Source organism: Paenibacillus sp. Root444D2 (assembly GCF_001426375.1).
Taxonomy (GTDB): domain Bacteria; phylum Bacillota; class Bacilli; order Paenibacillales; family NBRC-103111; genus Paenibacillus_E.
The window spans coordinates 209486-231671 of sequence record NZ_LMEO01000012.1 but is presented as its reverse complement, the minus strand read 5'-3'; the positions used below and the strand labels follow the sequence as shown (position 1 = coordinate 231671).

Annotated in this window: 16 protein-coding genes; 15 read left to right on the top strand and 1 reads right to left on the bottom strand. The window is 46.4% G+C overall.

The annotated features are described in order from the left end of the window. Positions 1-36 precede the first annotated feature (36 nt). The 5 genes from ASD40_RS09785 (at position 37) to ASD40_RS09765 (ending at position 13156) form a co-directional block, all read left to right on the top strand. Positions 37-1380, top strand: coding sequence for an ABC transporter substrate-binding protein (locus ASD40_RS09785; RefSeq protein WP_057303106.1), 1344 nt, complete (start codon positions 37-39; stop codon positions 1378-1380). A 92-nt stretch (positions 1381-1472) separates the two neighbouring features. Next, positions 1473-5186, top strand: coding sequence for a glycoside hydrolase family 31 protein (locus ASD40_RS09780; RefSeq protein ID WP_057303105.1), 3714 nt, complete (start codon positions 1473-1475; stop codon positions 5184-5186). After that, a complete protein-coding gene (locus ASD40_RS09775; protein WP_162251221.1) occupies positions 5183-5809 on the top strand; it encodes a thioesterase II family protein in 627 nt (208 codons plus the stop codon). The genes ASD40_RS09780 and ASD40_RS09775 overlap by 4 nt, the downstream gene beginning before the upstream one ends. A 156-nt stretch (positions 5810-5965) precedes the next feature. Next, a complete protein-coding gene (locus ASD40_RS09770) occupies positions 5966-9247 on the top strand; it encodes a TIM-barrel domain-containing protein (protein ID WP_057303103.1) in 3282 nt (1093 codons plus the stop codon). Positions 9248-9301: 54 nt separating this feature from the next. Next, positions 9302-13156 (top strand): TIM-barrel domain-containing protein, encoded by a 3855-nt coding sequence (locus tag ASD40_RS09765; protein ID WP_057303102.1) that lies wholly within the window; start codon positions 9302-9304, stop codon positions 13154-13156. Positions 13157-13236: 80 nt separating this feature from the next. Here ASD40_RS09765 and ASD40_RS09760 read toward each other — a convergent pair whose 3' ends face one another. Further along, positions 13237-15159, bottom strand: a complete 1923-nt coding sequence (locus ASD40_RS09760) for an FAD-dependent oxidoreductase (protein ID WP_057303101.1) — start codon at positions 15157-15159, stop codon at positions 13237-13239. 192 nt (positions 15160-15351) lie between these two features. Between ASD40_RS09760 and rsgA the strand changes: the two genes are divergently transcribed. From rsgA to yqfD, 10 genes are all read left to right on the top strand, one after another. Further along, positions 15352-16413 (top strand): ribosome small subunit-dependent GTPase A, encoded by a 1062-nt coding sequence (gene rsgA, locus ASD40_RS09755; protein ID WP_057303100.1) that lies wholly within the window; start codon positions 15352-15354, stop codon positions 16411-16413. Between the two features lie 93 nt (positions 16414-16506). Next, positions 16507-16824, top strand: a complete 318-nt coding sequence (locus tag ASD40_RS09750) for a hypothetical protein (protein WP_057303099.1) — start codon at positions 16507-16509, stop codon at positions 16822-16824. Positions 16825-16985: 161 nt separating this feature from the next. Then, complete coding sequence (locus tag ASD40_RS09745) at positions 16986-17336, top strand: histidine triad nucleotide-binding protein (RefSeq protein WP_057303098.1); 351 nt, start codon at positions 16986-16988, stop codon at positions 17334-17336. A gap of 114 nt (positions 17337-17450) precedes the next feature. Beyond that, positions 17451-17624 (top strand): 30S ribosomal protein S21, encoded by a 174-nt coding sequence (gene rpsU, locus ASD40_RS09740; protein ID WP_029195880.1) that lies wholly within the window; start codon positions 17451-17453, stop codon positions 17622-17624. A gap of 8 nt (positions 17625-17632) precedes the next feature. After that, positions 17633-18076, top strand: a complete 444-nt coding sequence (locus ASD40_RS09735; RefSeq protein ID WP_057303097.1) for a GatB/YqeY domain-containing protein — start codon at positions 17633-17635, stop codon at positions 18074-18076. A gap of 283 nt (positions 18077-18359) precedes the next feature. Then, complete coding sequence (locus ASD40_RS09730; RefSeq protein ID WP_082562145.1) at positions 18360-19019, top strand: NfeD family protein; 660 nt, start codon at positions 18360-18362, stop codon at positions 19017-19019. A 35-nt stretch (positions 19020-19054) separates the two neighbouring features. Beyond that, positions 19055-20044, top strand: a complete 990-nt coding sequence (gene floA, locus ASD40_RS09725; RefSeq protein WP_216625510.1) for a flotillin-like protein FloA — start codon at positions 19055-19057, stop codon at positions 20042-20044. 21 nt (positions 20045-20065) lie between these two features. Beyond that, positions 20066-20527, top strand: coding sequence for a hypothetical protein (locus tag ASD40_RS09720; RefSeq protein ID WP_057303095.1), 462 nt, complete (start codon positions 20066-20068; stop codon positions 20525-20527). Positions 20528-20677: 150 nt separating this feature from the next. Then, positions 20678-20956, top strand: coding sequence for a sporulation protein YqfC (gene yqfC, locus ASD40_RS09715; protein ID WP_047672305.1), 279 nt, complete (start codon positions 20678-20680; stop codon positions 20954-20956). A gap of 34 nt (positions 20957-20990) precedes the next feature. Then, a complete protein-coding gene (gene yqfD / locus ASD40_RS09710; RefSeq protein WP_057303094.1) occupies positions 20991-22184 on the top strand; it encodes a sporulation protein YqfD in 1194 nt (397 codons plus the stop codon). Positions 22185-22186 lie beyond the last annotated feature (2 nt).

Genomic DNA, 22186 nt, shown 5'->3' with positions numbered 1-22186 from the left:
AACTGAAGAAAATTCATAAGAAGAGAGGGTTTAAAGATGGTTACTAAAAAAACAGGTTGGGTCGTAGCGTTAAGTGTGGTTGTTTCTCTTGCAGCAACGGGGTGTGGAGCGGATACGAAAAAAGAACCTGCGTCAACGCCAAAACAAGAGCCAACGGCAGCTGCAACGGCAACACCAGAGACAAAGAAAGAACCTGTTACCCTCAAGTTCATGCAGTACACCGCAAGCGGTTCTCAAGAACAGACGCTCGGCGATATGGTGAAAGCATTCGAGTCGGCCAATCCTGACGTGAAGGTCAAAGTGGATATCGTCGATTACAACAACTACTACACGAAGCTCAATACACAGCTCGCATCGGGGGATGCGCCTGACGTATTTGAGGTCGGTTACGAAAACTTCGTCTCTTATGCAGCCAAAAACACACTAAAAGACTTGACGCCGATCATTGCGAAGGACACGACGTTCAAGCCGGAAATCTACAAAGGTCTCGCCTATGACTCTTTCAAATATACCGGAAAACAATATGGAGTCGTAGAGTCATTTTCAGACGTAGTTCTTTTCTATAATAAGGACTTGTTTGACAAAAAGCAAGTTGAGTATCCAAAGGCTGATTGGACTTGGAAACAAGAGCTAGAAGCGGCTCAAAAGCTCACTGACGCCAAAAGCGGCGTATGGGGGACCTATTCGCCAATTCAATTCTATGAGTTTTACAAAACAATTGCTCAGAACGGCGGAGGTATCTGGAGTGCAGATGGCAAGCCTACTGTAAACAGTAAAGAAAATATTGAAGCCTTGAACTGGATGTTGGATAAAGCGAAAAAGTATAAAGTGTCTCCAGCGCTCAACGACGATACCTTTAACCAACCTGATGCTGACTTAAACGCATTTAAAGCGGGTAAGCTTGCTATGCTGCGTGGCGGAATTTGGAACTTTGGCCGCTTTGCGGATGCCCCGTTCAAATGGGATATTGCTTTGGAGCCTGGTAATACGAAGAAAGCACATCATTTCTTTGCAGATGGCCTTGTTGTTTCAGAAAAAACGAAAAATGCCGAAGCGGCCTGGAAGTTTATCAAATTCATGTCCTCCGATCCTTCTGTTGTCAGCAAACGAATTGAGAAAGGCTGGAGTGTACCGGCAGTTTCGGATGAAAAAGTCATGGAGGCTTATTTCAAACAAACGCCGCCAGCTTCGAAGAAAATCGTGCTTGATGCATTGAATTCGCTTGTACTGACGCCAGTAGGTCCAATTCCGGACAAATGGAACGATTTGACTAAAGCGATCGGCGACGAGCTGGATAAAGCGAAATTGAAATCCGATTATACAGCGGAAAAAGCACTCAATGAAGCGCAAGCTAAGATTGAAAAATTAGTAACTAAATAGCGTTGTGCGGACATAGAGTCGGCAGGGAAGGGGCATTGTTGCGGCAACGGCCCCTTTCTCATTCATACACATAGGATGGAGTAGGAGGATTTATGGTGCAAACACTAGATTCAAATCAGAATGTTAAATACTCGCTAGATGAACATACAGGTCAGATTACAATCTCGGGGCAGCTTGCCACTCTTAGAGATATTGCTTTTTTGAGTTACGCGCTTATCCAGCGAGATGAGTCGGAGCGTGCATTACCTGTACTGCGTTTGATGAGCAGCGATCAATTTAAGGGGCAGTTGGCGCTAACGGATGCGGCGCTTCGGATATGGGCTTTCGGCGAATATCTGAAGGTTACGGAAGATCAGGATTTTAGGTTGGAAATAGAAGGGATAATCGAGCAAACCACCTTGCTTCTAGATGCTAATTGGCAGAAACCACAGCCTCATTGGCTGCAGAGTGGGAACGTAGGCATTTATTTGAGTCATTTGGCGATATACTTCGCTGCGGTTCAAGCCAATATCCAGAACGGGGTTGGCGAGCGGGGTGTGCGTTTACTGAAGGCGATCCGTGAGCTTGTCTTTGCCAGCTTCATTAAAGAGGGCCGAGTTGTTAGCGAATTGGGTGATACAGCGATTCATGGGGATATCATCACAGCGGCGATTCCATTCGGTATGCTGGGTATTGAAGACCGTATACTGATCGAGGCGTTGTATAAATTGGAAGAAAGACTTGTTAATAAAGGTGTAAGATTTAAAGCTGGCGACACCTTTTATGGAGGTTGTGAGCGAGCGGATCTTACCTGCCTGTTGGCGTGGTACTACGCTAATAAAGGGGACACAGTTCGGGCGAAAGAACTGCTCGCTCATGTGGAGTCGCTTCAGAAGGAAGATTCGCAGCTGTATGAGGTAGACGCTTCTACAGCCAAGGAGCCATTACTGCTTACTTATTGGCGTGAACAAGCGGGGGAACCACCCGTCAGTACATGGGGGGGCGTACTGTTGGAGCTTGCACAGGCTGCACTTGTTTCAGGCGATGTCCGTAGTGGCAGCTTAGACACCGTCACTCTGGTGCATCAACCGACGGGTTACGATGACCCTTACGTCATCCTGCCTTACGAACGGTTTCCCCGCCATCCCGAAGCGGGGGATTCGGTACTTGTACGCCTCTTGACTCAGCCTTTTCAGGCGAGTCAGGTTGTGACCGTGCAGGCTGCCGTTGGTGGCATTCCGGCGGCCGAAGCCGTGACCGCCGTCATGAAAGTGACGGACGGCGGGGAAAAGGTCTGGGAAGCGCAGCTTGGCCCTTACCTCGCAGGTGACGAGGTCAGCTATGCCTTTGCGCTTCAAAGCGGAAGCAAGTCGCTGAGTTCAGCGACTTACAGCTTTAAAGTGCGGACATGGACGGCGCTGGAACGCGTCCATGCTATGTATGAGACGACGGATGGCTTCGTCGTCGAATTGGCTTACGGTGCGGTGGACACCCGCACCGCACAGCTTTCTTTCCGCGCCGACGCAAGTGGCGCGATCAAGCTGACGTTCGCCGCAGAGGGCGAACGCTTGCAGGGCGCGCCGGCGCAGCGGGCGGCGCTGGCTGTTGGACGCGCACGGCTGGAAGCCGAGGTGCGCGGTGGCAAACTTGCGCTCGCGCTGCGCAGCACGGAGGGCGTGCTGATGGAAGGCTTCGCCGCAGAAGGAAAGCCGCTCATCGAGGCGCTGACCGACGGATCGCAAACGATGCATAAGCTTCGCTTGAACTTGAAAACGAGGTCGGAGCATCGCTGGTTCGGCATGGGGGAACGCTTTTCCCATTATGAATATTCGGGTCATGAAGTCGATCAATATGTGTACAATCAGTACCGGGATCAAGGATTGAAGACTTATATGCCGGTTCCTTTTGCCATATCCTCCGGAGGATATGCGATCTTCGTGGATTCGGCGCTTTATTCAACCTTCCGTTTTCATACGCGATTATCTAATCTTGTAGAAGTGGAAGCGGACGTGTCGCAGGCAGATCAACAGCTGGTTGCATATTTATTTGCAGAGGTTCCGCTCGCGATGGTCGGACAGTTCACCCATCTTTCGGGCAAACCTGTATTGCCGCCGAAGTGGTCGTTTGGACCATGGATGTCCAGCAATAACTGGGATTCCCAGGCAGAAGTTTTGAAACAGGCTGAGCTAACGGCGAAGTATCAAATCCCGTCTACAGTGCTAGTTATTGAGCAATGGAGTGATGAAGCGACGTTCTATATTTTTAATGATGCGCAGTACAATGTCAAGGACGGTAACCAACCGTTTCGCTATGATGAATTCCAGTTCCCAGAGTGGGGCCGTTGGCCGAATCCGAAGGGGATGGTCGAAGAGCTGCATGAGCAGGGTTTGAAGGTGCTGTTATGGCAAATACCCATTCATAAACATATGTATGGCGTTGCTCACGGTCAGCGCGATCAGGATGAAATTACATTGCTGGAGCAAGGTTACTGTGTGAAAACGGCGGATGGGGAGCCGTACACATTGCCTTATAACTGGTTTAAGGATAGTCATATTCTTGACTTTACGAACCCTGAAGCAGCGAAATGGTGGTTTAATAAGCGCCAATACCTCGCAGATGAAATCGGTGTGGATGGCTTTAAAACGGATGGCGGCGAATTCGTTTTCGGTCATGATCTGCAGTTTTATGACGGATCTACAGGCCGCGAAATGCGCAATTTGTATCCCAATTTATATGTGGGCAGTTACTACGATTTCATAGGGCAGTATGCCAAAGATGGAGGCATTACCTTTAGTCGGGCGGGATACACGGGAGCGCAGCGGTACCCTATGCACTGGGCTGGCGACGAGCGTTCGACCTTCCAGGCCTTCCGCTCCTCGATGATTGCCGGATTATCCAGTAGTATGTCGGGCATCCCGTTCTGGGGTTGGGATCTGGGTGGCTTTCATGGTGACATTCCGACAGCAGAACTGTTTATAAGATCCACTCAAATGGCTGCTTTTTGCCCGGTGATGCAGTATCATGCCGAAACGAAAGGCGAGTTCAATCAAGACCGAACGCCTTGGAATATTGCTGAACGAACAGATCAGCCGCTAGTTATCGATTTATACAAAAGGTACGCGGACATTCGGATGAACTTATTACCTTACATCTATGATCAAGCGATTCGTACCAGCCGAACAGGGCTGCCTATGATGCGTGCAATGTCCCTTCAATTCCCGGCTGATCCGCATTGCACCGAAATGATTAGTGAGTACATGTTCGGAGAAAGCTTGCTGGTCGCTCCCGTTACGGAGGAGGGTCGTGGTGCTAAAGAGATTTATTTCCCGGAAGGGTCCTGGTTATCTTTGTTTGATCAGGAAGAGATCCAAGGCCCTTGCCTAATGAAAGTTGCTGCACCTTTGGAAACGATCCCTGTTTATCAGAAACAGGATAGTGTCATCGCACTAAATCTGGCTGAGAATTATTCACTTGGCGATCATGTGGGCAATAGCGTAAACCGCTATGAGCATTTATGTTTCCGAGTTTATGTTGTGGGTGAACTGCAGACAGAGTTTGAGGATGACCTAGGCAATCGTGTGAACATTTCAGCAAAAAGAGTCAGTGGTCAGATTCGTTTGCACTGGTCAAGCAGTCTTAGTCATAATCAAGCAATAACCTTTATTTTACATCAACCGGATGGTGTATCCACCGTTTCAAGTTCAGAAACGGAACTGTCACCAGTCGATCATATGGAACACCTGCTTCCTGGTCATTATTTAATTAGCCAAAAGAATCTGCTCATTACTGTCCCGGAATCGGCAGGAAGTCTGGTGATAGCGCAGTGATTTTGTTCGGGTTCCCTCACTGTGGAGATCACTCAAAGTCGTACCTTACTTGGAGCAGAGGATTACCCGCTCGTGTTAGGTTCCAACATATTGAACTGAGTCAAGCTCGATTATCCATGCGCGAGGTTTCCTCTGAACTGTGGAAGCAAGCTCTGCACGAGACCTGTCAATACGTCAAGCAGCAGCTGATGCCTGGTGAAGAATATGTGTTTATCGGCCACTGCTGGGGCAGCTTGCTTGCCTTTGAGGCAAGTCATCGCTTGAAAGCAGAAGGCATTGCTGAACCACGGCACTTATTTCTATCTGGCTGCAGCGCCCCGCACCTTCTTCGACCTCGTGGTGCTTCGAATGGCATGCAGGGGGATGCATCTGAGATTGGCTGCCAGCCAGTGGAGGAATATCGTCCGCAGTTCAATCGTGAGCCACTTCGTGCTAGATTCAGTGTTTTTACAGGTAAGAAGGATGAACATGCGCTTGTTGACCATTTGTCGGAGTGGAGCCGTTATACGGCGAAAATCTGCGATGTGCACGTTTGCGAGGGCGATCATCACTACTGGCAATCGGATTCAAACAAATGGCTGCAGCTCGCACAGACGATTGTAGAAAGGGAATATCTGATGTAAGCAAACGGTGGTCACGATTATATAGGATTCGTGGCCGCCAAATATTGAAAGGGGGGATGCTTGGAGCGGCGCATACATGGCGAGGAATAACAGTAGTGGAGCCTCTAAGTCATTCGTGTTTAGCAAACAAATTTTGGTGCGAAAGGGGAAACGTTTATGTATGTAAGGAATTTATCAGTACCATTCCGATTTTCTCTCTCTTTTTTGCTCTGTTTCTGTTTCTTCGTCCCCCCTATTTATGCCATTGATGGAGTCCATCATGCGCCATACGGCATCGATGATCTGTACGAGATTCAGGCGACGGAACGGAGTCCACGAGATCCTGTTGCAGGCGATACCGTGTATATCAAAATAACAACGTGGCCTATTGAATCAGGACAAACGGCTTGGGTGACCTGGACGAAAAATGGTGTCAATCAAGCAGCTGTCGGAGCAGCTTACAAATACAACAGCGGCAACAACACTTACTGGGAAGCAAACCTTGGCACTTTTGCTAAAGGGGATGTGATCAGTTATACCGTTCATGGCAACAAGGATGGCGCGAATGAGAAGACAAGCGGACCTTTTACTTTTACGGTAACTGGATGGGAATCCGTTAGCAGTGTCAGCTCCATCACGAATAACACGAACCGTGTTGTGCTGAACGCGGTGCCGAATACAGGCACTTTGACACCGAAGATCAACCTGTCTTTTTCAGCGGATGATGTGCTCCGTGTACAGGTTTCTCCAACGGGGACAGGAACGTTAAGCAGTGGACTTAGTAATTACACGGTTTCGGATACCCCATCAACCACTTGGCTTACAACCTCCAAGTTGAAGGTGAAGGTGGATAAGAATCCTTTCAAACTTAGTGTGTATAAGCCTGATGGGACGACGCTGATTGCCCGTCAATATGACAGTACAACGAATCGTAACATAGCCTGGTTAACCAACGGCAGTACCATCATCAACAAGGTAGAAGATCATTTTTATTCGCCGGCTTCAGAGGAGTTTTTTGGCTTTGGTGAGCATTATAACAACTTCCGTAAACGCGGAAATGATGTGGACACCTACGTTTTCAATCAGTATAAGAATCAAAATGACCGCACCTACATGGCAATTCCTTTTATGCTTAACAGCAGCGGATATGGCATCTTCGTAAATTCAACGTATTATTCCAAATTCAGGTTGGCAACCGAACGTACCAATATGTTCAGCTTTACGGCTGATACAGGGGGTAGTGCTGCCTCGACACTGGATTATTATTTCATTTACGGTAATGATTTGAAGAATGTTGTGAGTAACTACGCTAACATTACGGGTAAGCCTACAGCACTGCCGAAATGGGCTTTCGGGTTATGGATGTCAGCTAACGAGTGGGATCGTCAAACCAAGGTGACTACAGCCATTAATAACGCGAACACCAACAATATTCCGGCAACGGCCGTTGTGCTTGAACAGTGGAGTGATGAGAACACGTTTTACATATTCAATGACGCCACCTATACCCCAAAAACGGGCAGCGCTGCGCATGCCTATACCGATTTCACTTTCCCGACATCGGGGAAATGGACGAATCCAAAGGCTATGGCGGACAATGTGCATAACAATGGGATGAAGCTGGTGCTCTGGCAGGTTCCTATTCAGAAATGGACTTCGACGCCTTATACCCAGAAAGATAATGACGAAGCCTATATGATTGCTCAGAATTATGCCGTGGGCAACGGCAGTGGAGGTCAGTACCGGATACCAGCAGGACAATGGTTCGAGAACAGCTTGTTGCTTGATTTTACAAATACGACTGCCAAAAACTGGTGGATGTCTAAACGCGCTTATCTGTTTGATGGTGTGGGTATCGATGGCTTCAAAACAGATGGCGGTGAAATGGTATGGGGCCGTTCAAATACATTCGCAAATGGTAAAAAGGGCGATGAAATGCGTAATCAATACCCAAATGAATATGTGAAGGCATATAACGAGTACGCACGCTCGAAGAAAGCCGATGCGGTCTCCTTTAGTCGCTCTGGCACGCAAGGCGCACAGGCGAATCAGATTTTCTGGTCCGGCGACCAAGAGTCGACGTTTGGTGCTTTTCAACAGGCTGTAAATGCAGGGCTTACGGCAAGTATGTCCGGTGTTCCTTATTGGAGTTGGGATATGGCAGGATTCACAGGCAGTTATCCAACGGCTGAGTTGTACAAACGTGCTACCGAAATGGCTGCTTTTGCACCTATTATGCAGTTTCATTCTGAGTCTAACGGCAGCTCCGGTATTAATGAGGAACGTTCGCCATGGAACGCACAAGCGCGTACAGGCGACAATACGATCATTAGTCATTTTGCCAAATATACGAATACACGCATGAATTTGCTTCCTTATATTTATAGCGAAGCGAAGAAATCAAGTGATTCCGGCATTCCGATGATGCGGGCTATGGCGCTTGAATATGGGGCGGACACAAACACGTACGGTTTGACGCAGCAGTATATGTTCGGGAGTAATTTGCTTGTTGCTCCTGTCATGAATCAGGGAGAAACAAACAAGAGTATTTATCTGCCACAGGGGGATTGGATCGATTTCTGGTTCGGTGCTCAGCGTCCTGGCGGCCGTACAATCAGCTACAATGCCGGCATAGATGATCTTCCGGTGTTTGTGAAGTCAGGCAGCATTCTTCCGTTGAATTTGAACGCGCAATATCAAGTGGGTGGAACTATTGGCAATAGCTTGACGAGCTACACCAATCTCGCATTCCGCATTTATCCGCTTGGCACAACAACGTATGACTGGAATGATGATATCGGCGGTTCGGTGAAAACCATAACGTCTACAGAGCAATATGGGTTGAATAAAGAAACAATCGCTGTACCAGCCATTAATTCTACGAAGACATTACAAGTGTTTACGACTAAGCCTTCCTCTGTAACGGTGGGTGGTTCTGCGATGACAGAGTACAGTACATTAACCGCCCTAACCGGAGCATCAACAGGCTGGTACTACGACACGGTACAGAAATTCACTTACGTCAAGCTCGGCTCAAGTGCATCTGCTCAATCTGTCGTGCTGGGTGGCGTTAACAAGGTGGAATATGAAGCAGAATTCGGCACACAAAGCGGCGTAACTACGAACACAAACCATACGGGTTATACAGGTACAGGGTTTGTAGACGGCTTTGAGACTCTGGGAGACAATGTTACCTTCGATGTCTCTGTCAAAGCAGCAGGTACCTATACGATGAAGGTTCGGTATTCTTCCGGTGCAGGCAATGGCTCAAGAGCTATTTATGTGAATAACTCCAAAGTGACAGACCTTGCCTTACCGCAAACAACGAACTGGGATACGTGGGGAACGGCTGCGGTTAGCGTCTCGCTCAGTGCAGGTCTCAACACGGTGAAAGTCAGCTACGATGGTACTAGTTCACTCGGTATTAATCTCGATAACATCGCGATCGTAGAGCAATAAAAGAAGGGAGGGCATGTCCCTCTCTCATTTCCTAGTCGAAAGGGAGTATCATTGATGAGTTTACCGAGCAAAGAGGTTCCACGTATCGCTGCTTTTTTAACAGCGTTTACGTTGTTTGGTTCAATGCTTACCTTGCTTCCTGCTTCTTCTGCACATGCTTATGTCAGCAGCCTAGGCAATCTCATTACTTCAAGTGTAACCGGAGATACCTTGACGCTAACCGTTGATAATGGTGCGGAGCCGAATGATGACCTCTTGGTTGTACAAGCGGTGCAAAACGGTATCTTGAAGGTGGATTATCGACCGAATGGCATAGCGGCAAGCGCGAAAACGCCGATGCTGGATCCGAACAAAACGTGGTCAGCTGTAGGAGCTACGATTAACACAGCAGCCAATCCAATGACCATCACAACCGCCAGTATGAAGATTGAGATTACCAAGAACCCGGTTCGTATGACAGTCAAAAAGGCGGATGGTACTACGCTATTCTGGGAACCATCCGGGGGTGGTGTATTCTCAGACGGTGTTCGCTTCGTTCATGGCACCGGTGACAATATGTATGGCATACGGAGCTTCAATGCTTTTGATAGCGGAGGTGACCTGCTGCGGAATTCGTCCAGTCATGCCGCCCATGCGGGTGAACAGGGAGATTCGGGTGGTCCCCTTATTTGGAGTACAGCGGGTTATGGATTATTAGTCGATAGCGATGGCGGTTACCCCTATACAGATGGCACAACCGGTCAGATGGAGTTTTATTATGGCGGGACCCCTTCTGAGGGACGACGTTATGTGAAACAAAATGTGGAGTATTATATTATGCTCGGTACCCCGAAGGAAATCATGACCAGTGTAGGGGAAATTACGGGCAAACCACCGATGCTTCCTAAGTGGTCGCTTGGATTCATGAACTTTGAGTGGGATACGAATCAAACGGAAGTTACGAATAACGTGGATACGTATCGTGCCAAAAATATCCCTATAGATGCTTACGCCTTTGACTATGACTGGAAAAAGTACGGGGAAACCAACTACGGTGAATTCGCGTGGAATACGACGAATTTCCCTTCTGCTTCCACGACTTCTCTAAAGACAACAATGGATGCTAAAGGCATCAAAATGATCGGAATTACGAAGCCTCGCATCGTTACGAAGGATGCTTCTATGAGTGTGACGACCCAAGGAACAGACGCGACAAACGGCGGTTATTTTTACCCGGGTCATAACGAGTATCAGGATTATTTCATACCCGTAACTGTACGCAGTATTGACCCTTATAATGCTGGTGAACGTGCCTGGTTCTGGAATCATTCCATAGATGCGCTCAATAAAGGGATCATGGGTTGGTGGAATGATGAGACGGATAAAGTATCTTCAGGTGGAGCATCGTATTGGTTTGGCAATTTCACAACAGGCCATATGTCTCAGACCATGTACGAGGGGGGGCGGGCTTATACGAGTGGAGCACAGCGTGTTTGGCAAACAGCTAGAACTTTCTACCCAGGTGCCCAGCGGTATGCGACTACGCTTTGGTCTGGTGATATTGGCATTCAATACAATAAAGGTGAACGGATCAACTGGGCTGCTGGGATGCAGGAGCAAAGGGCAGTTATGCTATCCTCCGTGAACAATGGCCAGGTGAAGTGGGGCATGGATACTGGGGGATTCAATCAGCAGGATGGCACGACGAACAATCCGAATCCCGATTTATACGCACGGTGGATGCAGTTCAGCGCTTTAACACCTGTTTTCCGCGTACATGGGAACAATCATCAACAGCGCCAGCCATGGTATTTCGGATCGACGGCGGAAGAGGCTTCTAAAGAGGCTATTCAACTTCGGTACTCCTTGATCCCTTATATGTATGCCTATGAGAGAAGTGCTTACGAGAATGGGAATGGACTCGTTCGCCCATTGATGCAAGCATATCCGACAGATGCGGCTGTCAAAAACTACACGGATGCTTGGATGTTCGGTGATTGGCTGCTAGCCGCGCCTGTGGTAGATAAACAGCAGACGAGTAAGGATATCTATTTGCCGTCTGGTTCATGGATTGACTATGCACGAGGTAATACAATAACTGGCGGTCAAACCATCCGATATTCGGTTAATCCGGACACGTTGACAGATATCCCTCTCTTTATTAAAAAAGGTGCCATTATCCCGACGCAGAAAGTGCAGGATTACGTTGGGCAGGCTTCAGTCACTTCCGTTGATGTAGATGTGTTTCCGGATACGACGCAGTCGAGTTTCATGTACTATGATGATGATGGCTCCAGTTATAACTATGAAAGCGGTACTTATTTTAAGCAAAATATGACTGCGCAGGATAATGGTGCAGGCTCGCTAAGTTTTACATTAGGGGCAAAGAGCGGCAGCTACACGCCAACTCTACAATCCTATATCGTTAAGCTGCACGGTTCTGCTGGAACTACCGTAACGAATAACAGTACAGCTATGACTTCTTATGCAAGCCTTCAAGCATTAAAAGCTGCGGCTGGGGAAGGCTGGGCAACTGGGAAGGACATCTATGGCGTTGTGACCTATGTGAAAGTGGCGGCAGGTACAGCTTCTTCTAAATCTATTGCTGTTGCAGGTGTTGCTGCAGTGAGCGCAACTGCTACGCAATTGGAAGCTGAGGATGCATCGCTTTCTGGCAATACAGTTGCTGCAAAGGCCTCAACTAACACCAATCATACGGGATATACGGGAACTGGATTTGTGGATGGTTTGGGTAATGACGGCGCTGGTGTCACCTTCTATCCAAAGGTGAAAACAGGCGGTGACTATAATGTTTCCTTACGTTATGCGAATGCCTCAGACTCAGCGAAGTCAGTCAGTATTTTTGTTAATGGAAAAAGAGTAAAGTCCACCTCGCTCGCTAATCTCGCGAATTGGGACACTTGGTCTACGCAATCAGAGACACTGCCGTTGACAGCCGGTGTGAATGTTGTGACCTATAAGTATTACTCAGAGTCGGGCGATACGGGCAATGCCAACATCGACAACATCACGGTACCCTTTGCGCCAATCGTCGGTAAATATGAAGCAGAGAGTGCTGAACTTTCTGGTGGCAGTGCAATGAACGCAAACCATTGGTACTATAGTGGTACGGCTTTTGTAGACGGATTGAGCGCAGCAGGCGCGCAGGTGAAATACAACGTGAATGTCCCTAGCGCTGGGAGCTATCAGGTAGCACTGCGATATGCTAATGGCAGTGCAGCAACGAAAACGTTGAGTACTTACATCAATGGATCCAAGCTAGGACAAACCAGTTTCACAAGTCCTGGTGCGAATTGGAACGTCTGGCAGGATAATGTGCAAACGGTGGCGTTAAACGCAGGGGCAAACACGATTGCATTTAAATACGACGCCGCTGACAGTGGGAACATCAATTTAGATCGCTTGCTTCTTTCAACTTCGGCAGCGGGAACGCCGGTTTCTGAACAGAATCTGCTAGACAATCCTGGTTTCGAACGTGACACGAGTCAAAGTCATAATTGGGTTGAGTGGCATCCTGGCACGCAAGCTGTTGCTTATGGCGTGGATAGCGGCTCAACAACCAATCCGCCGGAATCCCCATGGACGGGTGATAAGCGGGCATACTTCTTTGCAGCAGGCGCCTATCAACAAAGCATTCATCAAACTATTAGTGTTCCTGTTAATAATGTAAAATACAAATTTGAAGCCTGGGTCCGCATGAAGAACACGACACCGACGACTGCCAGAGCTGAGATTCAAAACTATGGCGGGTCAGCCATTTATACGAACATCAGTAACAGCGGTGTTTGGAAATACATCAGTGTAAGTGATATTATGGTGACCAATGGTCAGATCGATGTTGGATTTTACGTGGATTCACCTGGCGGAACTACGCTTCACTTTGATGATGTGCGTGTGACCAAACAATAAAACGAACAAACAACCAGCTCTTCCGCGAATGGGAGGGCTGGTTGTTTGTTCGTTATAATTATCCACCCATGTTGGACGGATTAAACTTTTTGAAGTGCTTGCTCCACTTCGTGCACAATGGATAACGCCGCGGTACGGGCACTAGAGAATGCGCGTTCTGCAAGCTCACCCTTACCTGTACAGCCGTCTCCGCAGAAGTAGAAAGGCACGTTTTCTACACGTATCGGCAGTAGATTATTGGAAGCAATGTTTTTCACGCTGGATACCATCGCTTTTTTCGAAACCCGTTTCACGGCTGTAGCATCGCGCCAGCCTGGATAATGTTTATCAAATAGGGCTTCCATTTGGAGGTTCTTTTCTTCAAGATACGCTTTGCGCTGTTCCTCGTTATCAAAGCGGTCACTTAAATATGCAATACCTTGCAGCAGCTGACCCCCTTCTGGTACCAATGTGTGGTCTGTCGCGGAAACATCGCTGATGAACAGCTTGTTATCCATGTCACTGATATAGCTGAATGGTCTCGCGACAACACGGCTTAACCCAACGTCATATACCATAACTTCGGTTGCGGTATTGGATTCATACGGAGATAGGAATGGCTCCCATGCTGTACCCTTTAGAAGCTTGACGACTTGTTGAACTGGCATAGCGAAGATCACTTTGTCAAAGGCAACTTCACGGTTTTTGGTATGCAGTACAAATTTACGATCTGCGTAACGGAGGCTTTCCACGCCTTCTTGAAGGGCGATTTCCCATCTGCCGGACGTCGTCAGTTTTTGCTTAAGCTGATTCGTAATGACAGCCCAGCTTCCCAATACATAATTGACGGGCTTCGAGGAAAGGAACAAGTTATGATAGTACTCGCTGATTACCGCGCCGGATACATTGCGGGCATCCTCAGGTGTAATGAAGAAGTTGGAGCAAACCAAATGCTCCCATAACTCTTTAACATCCTCGTCCGCATTGGACTCTGCCAAATAATCAGCAAGAGTTGCGTAGTTTTTTAAGTTGTGAATATTCGCGATAATGGCTGTAATTTCACCGACGAATCTTACTTTTTGCATCGTGCTGAGCAGATCAGTTCTTAGGAGGTTAATGGCATCGAGTGGTGCTGCTGTAAGTTGATTATGTTTCGCGTAAAAAACTTTGCGTTTATCTACTTGTTTGGAAGAGAAAGATAGTCCAAGTTCACGTTCCATGTTTGTTAATGTATGTCGATCAATCCCATAGATGGCATGTGCGCCATAGTTGAGTGTAAATCCTGCTTTTTCGTAAGTAAAAGCACGTCCTCCAAGCTGCGGGCTGCGCTCGAAAAGGATACCTTCGACATGCGGATTCTCAGATAAATAAGCGGCCGCTGTTAAGCCTGCCAAGCCTCCGCCAATAATAGCTACTTTCATTTTGTTTTCCTCCTTGGGGACTGGTTCTACCTGCAAAGGTGCGTAGGGTTCGCTGGAGCGCAAACCTACCCACAGCCAGGCTAAGTTGTTTTTCATCATGGAGAGCAAATCGGCATCATCTTGATTGCACCAAGTACGGACCGTTCCCGTATAGATACAAACGAGCAGTTCAATTTTTCTAGGTTCAGGCAGCCAATGTAATAAACTTTCAGATAATACGTTTAATTGCTGCTGTTCTTCCGTTTTTACGGTTTCATTTTGCAAGGATAAAGCTTGTAAGCTTCGGACAAGTCGTGGTGAGGAATGAATGTTGGACGCTAAGTCTAAAAATAAGCGATTAATGTGTCCTTCAAGGGATTGGACCTTGGAGGGAGGTTGCTTCACCCATTCTTGAATGAATTGAATTTGTTTACTGTAAAGCGCTGAAATGATGGCATCTTTGCTTTTAAAATAATGATAAAACGTTCCCTTTGATGATCCCGTCGCCGCGATGATATCGTCTACGGACACATTCTCATAGCCTTTTTCCATAAACATGGTTAAGGCGGCTTCCATCATCACATCACGCTTTTTGCGGGTGGAGGCTCTCATGAATTGGCTCATCCGCTCACTCCATTCCTACCATCGATTTACTCCTATTATATGCAAAAATAGACTTCCAGTCTACAATTTAATTGACCATCCGTATAAAATTTGAAGAAGGAAAAAATAATCTAAATCATTATTTCCCGTGTGATGTCAATACCTGCGGTCTATACTTCAGAATAGAACCACATGAGAGGATGAAATACACACTTGAAAAATGAAGATTTAGGATGGAATTCCTTTTTTGAAAAAGCTTTCGAACCTTATCTAAACGAGGGATACCAGGTTGGACGGGTTTCCTTGGAACATAAACATATGTATCGCGTACAGACGGAAGTCGGGGAAGCGCTAGCCGAGGTGTCTGGTAAAATGCGGCATCTAGCTCTGCGTCGTGAAGACTACCCCGCTGTAGGCGATTGGGTCGTACTTTCCATAAGGGGAGAAGAACAACGAGCAACGATCCATGCTGTATTGCCGCGTAAAAGTAAGTTTTCCCGTAAAGTAGCTGGTCAAGTCACCGAAGAACAAATTGTTGCCACGAATGTTGATACCGTGTTTCTGTTCACAGCGCTTAATCTAGATTTTAATGTACGCCGTATTGAGCGATATATGGTGTTAGCTTGGGAGAGCGGAGCAAATCCGGTTATTGTTCTAAGTAAAGCGGATTTATGCGAAGATCCGGAGGCACTGGCTGCAGAGGTCGCGGCTGTTGCTGTAGGTGTACCGATTCATATTATTAGCTCAGCAGAAAATCGCGGACTAGATGAGCTTGCCGCTTATATTTCTCCAGGACAAACAGTCGCGCTTCTTGGCTCGTCCGGTGTGGGTAAATCAACCTTGGTGAATCGTATCTATGGGATGGAGATTCTGGATACGGGAGATATTCGTTCGGGGGATGACAAAGGGAAGCATACGACGACTCACCGGGAGCTTATCACGCTGCCTGGAGGAGGCATATTGATTGATACACCAGGAATGCGTGAACTCCAGCTTTGGGACGTTTCGGATGGATTAAGCACATCTTTTCAAGATATCGAAGAGTTTGCAGGAATGTGCTTCTTTCAGGATTGTAAGCATGAAAATGAACCGAAATGCGCTGTTAAAAGAGCACTAGATGAAGGGACTTTGAAAGTTGAACGATTTAATAACTACTTAAAATTACAAAAGGAGCTCGCTTATTTGGCACGCAAAGAAGATAAAGGACTTCAAGCAGCCGAGAAAGCAAAGTGGAAAAAGATTCATCAGGCTCATAAAAACCAGCATAATCGTTAAATTTTTTTGTGATGAGATAAGCCCAAATATATTCACTAAGTAGCCTTTTGCCTATAGCTGAATATGCTGTTGGTAAAAAGGAGGCATAAGCCTATGAATCATCAAGAAGTTCATGCCATTTGTAAGAAGCATATGTATCGTTACGTGAGTGTAACGTTAACTAGTGGTGCGGTTTATGACGGTATTGTGGAAGATGTAGATGATGAAAATTTATACTTAGCCGTTCCGATTGGTGGAATGGATCAGGAACAGATGAGAGCTTTCTTTCCCTATCCCGGTTTTGGATACCCATACGGATATCCAGGTTATGGATTTCCAGGTTACGGTTACGGATTTCCAAGGCGCCGCTTTGTAAGACAAATCCTCCCGCTAGCTGGATTACTAGCCTTATCCTTACTTCCCTATTATTAATGGAATGAAACCAGTTCAATCTAGAAACATCTTATAATTAATAAGGTGTTTCTTTTTTTGCAATTATTCCATTTAAAATTATAGATTGGATTGGATTTTTTAGCTCTTTTCCGATAAAATTAAAAGTAGTATTTTCACGAAAGTGGGGGACAAGCCGAACAATGAGTGATTGTATTTTTTGTAAAATTATTGCGGGGGAACTTCCCTCTAAGAAAGTGTATGAGGATGAACAGATTGTTGCTTTCCATGATATTCAGCCAGCTTCGCCTATCCATGTCCTTATCATTCCTAAGAAGCATATTGCTTCACTAGCGGATGCGGGAGAAGAGGATTGGAACATGATCGGGCAAATTCAGCGTGCGGCTGCACAAATTGCTAGAGAACTAGAAGTAGAAGAATCAGGTTATCGAGTTATAACGAATATTGGAGCTAACGCGGGGCAAATTGTTCACCATCTTCATTATCATCTTATGGCTGGGGCACGTTTATCGCCTCTAGGCGTTCACAATTAAGCTTCCTTTCACGAATCGAAAGGTTTGCGATTGACACCCTAATTACTATGACCTATAATGAGATTTGATGAACCGTTTTGTCTTAGATGGTCTGTTCGGAGGGAGGGAAAACTGTTGTCAGAAACTCGAGTTCGTAAGAACGAAACTATAGATGCTGCACTTCGTCGCTTTAAGCGTTCCATCGCTAAGGATGGCATTCTTGCAGAAGTTAAAAAACGTAAACATTATGACAAGCCTAGCGTTAAGCGTAAGCTTAAATCTGAGGCTGCTCGTAAGAGAAAGTTCTAGGAGGCAACATGAGCTTAAGCGATCGATTGAACGAAGATATGAAGCAAGCGATGAAGAGTCAGGACAAGTTTAAACTTTCCGTAATTCGGATGGTAAGATCTACCATTAAGAATTCAGAGATTGAACTGAAAAGAGCCTTAGATGACAATGAAGTGCTTGACGTTCTAACTCGTGAAATCAAACAGCGTAAGGATTCCCTCCATGAATTTACGAAGGCCGGCAGAGATGATTTGGCCGAGGGCCTGAAGGCAGAACTTGTTATTCTAGCTGAGTACATGCCGCAACAGCTTTCTGAGGAAGAAGTGAAAGCCATTGTACAGCAGACCATCCAGCAAATTGGTGCTTCTTCCAAAGCGGATATGGGCAAAGTGATGACGGCATTAATGCCTCAGGTTAAAGGACGCGCTGATGGTAAACTTATCAATCAGTTAGTTCAACAATTATTAGGTTAATACAAAATATGTTTGAAAAGACCGAGTGGACCAAGTCCTCTCGGTCTTTTGTTTCCACATAAGAAAGTATAAGTTTTCGGATCCCGAAAACGCTTTCTTATTGGCGATAAACTTAAATAGGGATCTTTGGTCGTAGACCAAAGTCTCTCCTCGTTAAACGCGGTCGCGCATCCCTGAATGACCTCGATAGAGGTTTTCTCATTCTCTTTAATAAAAACGAAACAGTTTGTGTGTTGGAACGTACATATTAATGATAAGGAAGATTCAGGGGAAGGAGTGAAAGATGATGTTTGTAGAAAACTTATCTGCCTTTCTGACTCATCCCGTTACAGCGACAGTATTATTAGTGGTTGGGATCATTGGAATTGCATTGGAGCTGCTTTTTTTCAGCAGTGGATTGCTCGCCTTAGCGGGGGTAGCTGGTTTTGCACTCTATTTTCTTGGTTTTTATTTAGCTGGTTTTGCTGGTTTCGGTGACTTGGCTATCTTCGGAATCGGGTTACTTCTTCTTATCCTGGAATTGGTCGTTCCGAGTTTTGGGATTCTAGGTGTATTAGGTGCAATATGCCTCTTTGGCGGGGTTCTGATGGCATCTTCAGATCCCACACAAGCAGCGATAATGCTGGGTATCGCCTTGTTGTTGGCAATCGTAGCGATCTCCTTCGCGATCAAAACTTTTAAGCACCGCGGTATTTGGAACCGGTTTATTCTAAAGGAGCAGCTAACGACGAACAAAGGATTTACATCCAACCCGGATCGATCCTATTTGATTGGAATGACGGGAGAAGCGATTACTCCGCTCCGCCCTGCCGGGACTGCAATTATTCATGGTGAGCGCGTAGATGTGGTGACGAATGGCAGTTTTATTCCCACGGGAAGGAACATTGTTGTTGTGGAAGTAGAAGGAGTTCGTGTTGTAGTGCGAGAAGAGGAGAGACTTTGAGCGTCACTCAAAGATCCCTATATTAGGAGGAAAAAATGAACATAGAACCAGGATTATATTTGGTGTTGGTAGCGGCTATTGTTATTATTGCACTTTCGGTATTGCTGAGCATTGTACCTGTCATGCTTTGGATTTCAGCACTTGCTTCTGGAGTAAGGATTAGCATCATTACTTTAATTGCTATGAGGCTTCGCCGCGTGACCCCGAGTAGGATCGTCAATCCGATGATTAAGGCTACGAAAGCGGGTATTGATTTAAGTGTCAATCAGCTAGAAAGTCACTTTCTTGCAGGCGGTAACGTTGATCGGGTTGTCAATGCGTTAATTGCTGCTCACCGAGCGAAGATTCACTTGGAGTTTGAACGCGCAGCGGCTATCGATCTCGCAGGTCGGGATGTCTTGTTAGCTGTTCAAATGAGTGTAAATCCACGTGTCATTGAAACGCCTAATGTATCAGCAGTGGCAAAGAACGGAATTGAAGTAAAGGTTATAGCGAGGGTTACGGTTCGAGCGAACATTGACCGCCTTGTAGGGGGCGCGGGTGAGGAAACGATTATCGCTCGTGTAGGTGAGGGGATTGTAACTACAGTTGGTTCCAGCGACTCTCACAAAGATGTCCTAGAGAATCCGGATTTGATCTCTCGAACGGTTCTGGGTAAAGGGTTAGACGCCGGAACGGCTTTTGAAATATTATCGATTGATATCGCGGATGTGGATGTAGGTAAAAACATTGGCGCCCATTTACAAACGGAGCAGGCAGAAGCCGATAAGCGAATCGCTCAGGCTAAAGCTGAGGAAAGACGTGCAATGGCCGTTGCTGCCGAGCAAGAAATGAAAGCCAGAGTTGTAGAAATGCGTGCGAAGGTGGTCGAATCAGAGTCACAGGTACCGCTTGCGATGGCTGAAGCACTTCGAAATGGTAAATTAGGTGTCATGGACTATATGAATCTTAAAAATATCGATGCAGATACACAAATGCGTTCTTCACTCGGCAAAATAAATGATGGTAAGAGTGAGAAAGAATAGTAGTTTTGAAGAGGTGATCAGATGGAACAGCTCATTGGAATTGTGTTGAAGAACTGGTATCTGGTTATTATTGCATTCGCCTTTTTTTATCAAATTCGAAGTAAGAGCCGACGAGCGAATCAGGGGACTAATGCGAGACCTGGAATGCCATCCTTTGGTGATGCCCCTCATGGCTCTACGCGACCAGTAGAAGCGAAGAAATCAGACCAGAAGGGGTTAGGATCGACTTTGCAATCGGGACACGTACAAGACGAGTATGGTCGTTCTAATAAAGCTAAGGCGGTCTCGACAAAGCCCAATCAAAAGGCTTCTCCATTCGGCTCGCCTACGCAGATTGTTAATGAAAGCTCATCTGTTTACGCAGATGCGATCTCTACGCCGAGTCCCTTTCCTGAACAACCGAGCCAAGGACAACTCCTGCAAGGAGTTGTGTGGGCTGAAATTCTCGGCCCGCCTAGGTCGAAGAAGCCTTATCGCAAATAATAGGATGTAAGAACGCCCACTCGATCGAGTGGGCGTTCTTTGCTATACAGGTTTTTCACATAAAACTGGCTCTCTCCGCATAATTTGGTAGAAAGTCTCTGCGCTTTTTCTGTATTCATGATCATCTAGTTAGAGGGGGTACTCCCAGCTATGCGTCGCTTGACCCGCAAATGGAACCAGTTCACGGCCAAAATCCTTGATCTTCCTCAGGATGTGGTACAGGACTTGCCGCGAATTACGATGATCGGCAACGTACAGCTTTATGTAGAGAATCATCGGGGTGTACTTCATTTTTCAAGTGAAAACTTGAAGCTCGAATTAACGAAAGGGACGCTAGAAGTGTTCGGAAAGCAATTAGTCATTCGAGCTATTCTTTCAGAAGAAGTGTTTATTGAGGGCTTGATCGATAATGTGAAATATGAACCATAGATGAAAGTATGGACTGAGAACAGGAGGCTGAGTCATGAAACAATCCCTTTTCATTGCTCGTTTGCGAGGTTATGTGTGCATTCAAATACGAGGTGAAGGTTGTGAAAGATTAATCAATCCCATGATGGAGAAGGGCTTCTCCATATGGGATATTCAAGCTGCAGATGGGGGGAAGCTTGAGCTTTTAATTCTCATCAAAGACTTTTTCAGACTAAAACCGCTCCTGAAACGGACAGGCTGCCGGGTGCATGTTACGGAAAGGCACGGGCTGCCTTTTTTTATGGACAGACTGGGCCGTAGAAAGGTTTTTTTTGCAGGAATGGCTGCTTTCATCATAGGTCTCTACTTATTGACTTCGCTCGTATGGCAAGTTAGTGTGGAAGGGAATGATCGTATCTCTGAGTCGGAAATTTTGCAAGCTGCTTCCAAACAGGGCATACATACGTTTCAATGGAAGTTTAAGTTGAAGAAAGCAGAGGAGCTATCGCGCGCGATTCAAGGAATGCTGCCGAATGCGGCTTGGGTTGGTGTCGAAATTCGAGGTACCCATATCACGATCAAGGTTGTCGAGGCAACTATTCCTGATAAGGGACCGCTTATGAATCCTCGGAATTTAGTTGCTGCCAAAAACGCGCTCGTTACCGAGATTTTATCAGTTAAAGGCAAACCGATGGTGAAGCCGAATACGTATGTGCGAAAAGGGGACGTGCTTATCTCGGGAACTATCGGCGATGAACAAAATAGTCAAGTGGTGGTTGCAAGTGGTAAAGTAAAGGGGATCGTTTGGTATACCTCCCGAATCGAAACTCCGCTAACAAAAACATATAGCGTATATTCAGGTGAAGCTACGACTCGCAATTATCTTGTATTTGGGACAAGAGCACTGCAAGTAAGCGGATATGGCAAGCAGAAATTCGAGCATTTCGAAACGATTCCAGAGCGTAAAACACTGGCTTGGCGGAGTTTTTCGCTTCCTATCGGTTGGCTTCATGAAAAGGTGATGGAGGTTCAAATTGTCGAGGAACCTATTGACCCAGCGAATGCTAAAAAGGCGGGCTTAGAGCAGGCTAAAGCCAAATTACTTGGAGCCGAAGGAGCAGATGCTAGAATTGTCGGCGAAAAAATTTTGCATGAAAAAACAGAGAATGGTAAAATTTATATAGACGTGCATTTTGAAGTCGAAGAAAATATCGCCGAAGAACAACCAATTGTGATACGAGGAGAATGAGG

Excerpts from the sequence above, each read along its gene's own strand:
- ASD40_RS09745 (WP_057303098.1), top strand. The coding sequence starts at position 16,986 with ATGAGTGATTGTATTTTTTGTAAAATTATTGCGGGGGAACTTCCCTCT.
- ASD40_RS09760 (WP_057303101.1), bottom strand. The coding sequence starts at position 15,159 with ATGAGCCAATTCATGAGAGCCTCCACCCGCAAAAAGCGTGATGTGATG.
- ASD40_RS09780 (WP_057303105.1), top strand. The coding sequence starts at position 1,473 with ATGGTGCAAACACTAGATTCAAATCAGAATGTTAAATACTCGCTAGAT.
- floA (WP_216625510.1), top strand. The coding sequence starts at position 19,055 with ATGAACATAGAACCAGGATTATATTTGGTGTTGGTAGCGGCTATTGTT.
- ASD40_RS09770 (WP_057303103.1), top strand. The coding sequence starts at position 5,966 with ATGTATGTAAGGAATTTATCAGTACCATTCCGATTTTCTCTCTCTTTT.
- ASD40_RS09750 (WP_057303099.1), top strand. The coding sequence starts at position 16,507 with ATGAATCATCAAGAAGTTCATGCCATTTGTAAGAAGCATATGTATCGT.
- yqfD (WP_057303094.1), top strand. The coding sequence starts at position 20,991 with ATGAAACAATCCCTTTTCATTGCTCGTTTGCGAGGTTATGTGTGCATT.
- ASD40_RS09735 (WP_057303097.1), top strand. The coding sequence starts at position 17,633 with ATGAGCTTAAGCGATCGATTGAACGAAGATATGAAGCAAGCGATGAAG.
- ASD40_RS09730 (WP_082562145.1), top strand. The coding sequence starts at position 18,360 with ATGATGTTTGTAGAAAACTTATCTGCCTTTCTGACTCATCCCGTTACA.
- ASD40_RS09765 (WP_057303102.1), top strand. The coding sequence starts at position 9,302 with ATGAGTTTACCGAGCAAAGAGGTTCCACGTATCGCTGCTTTTTTAACA.
- ASD40_RS09785 (WP_057303106.1), top strand. The coding sequence starts at position 37 with ATGGTTACTAAAAAAACAGGTTGGGTCGTAGCGTTAAGTGTGGTTGTT.
- ASD40_RS09720 (WP_057303095.1), top strand. The coding sequence starts at position 20,066 with ATGGAACAGCTCATTGGAATTGTGTTGAAGAACTGGTATCTGGTTATT.
- yqfC (WP_047672305.1), top strand. The coding sequence starts at position 20,678 with ATGCGTCGCTTGACCCGCAAATGGAACCAGTTCACGGCCAAAATCCTT.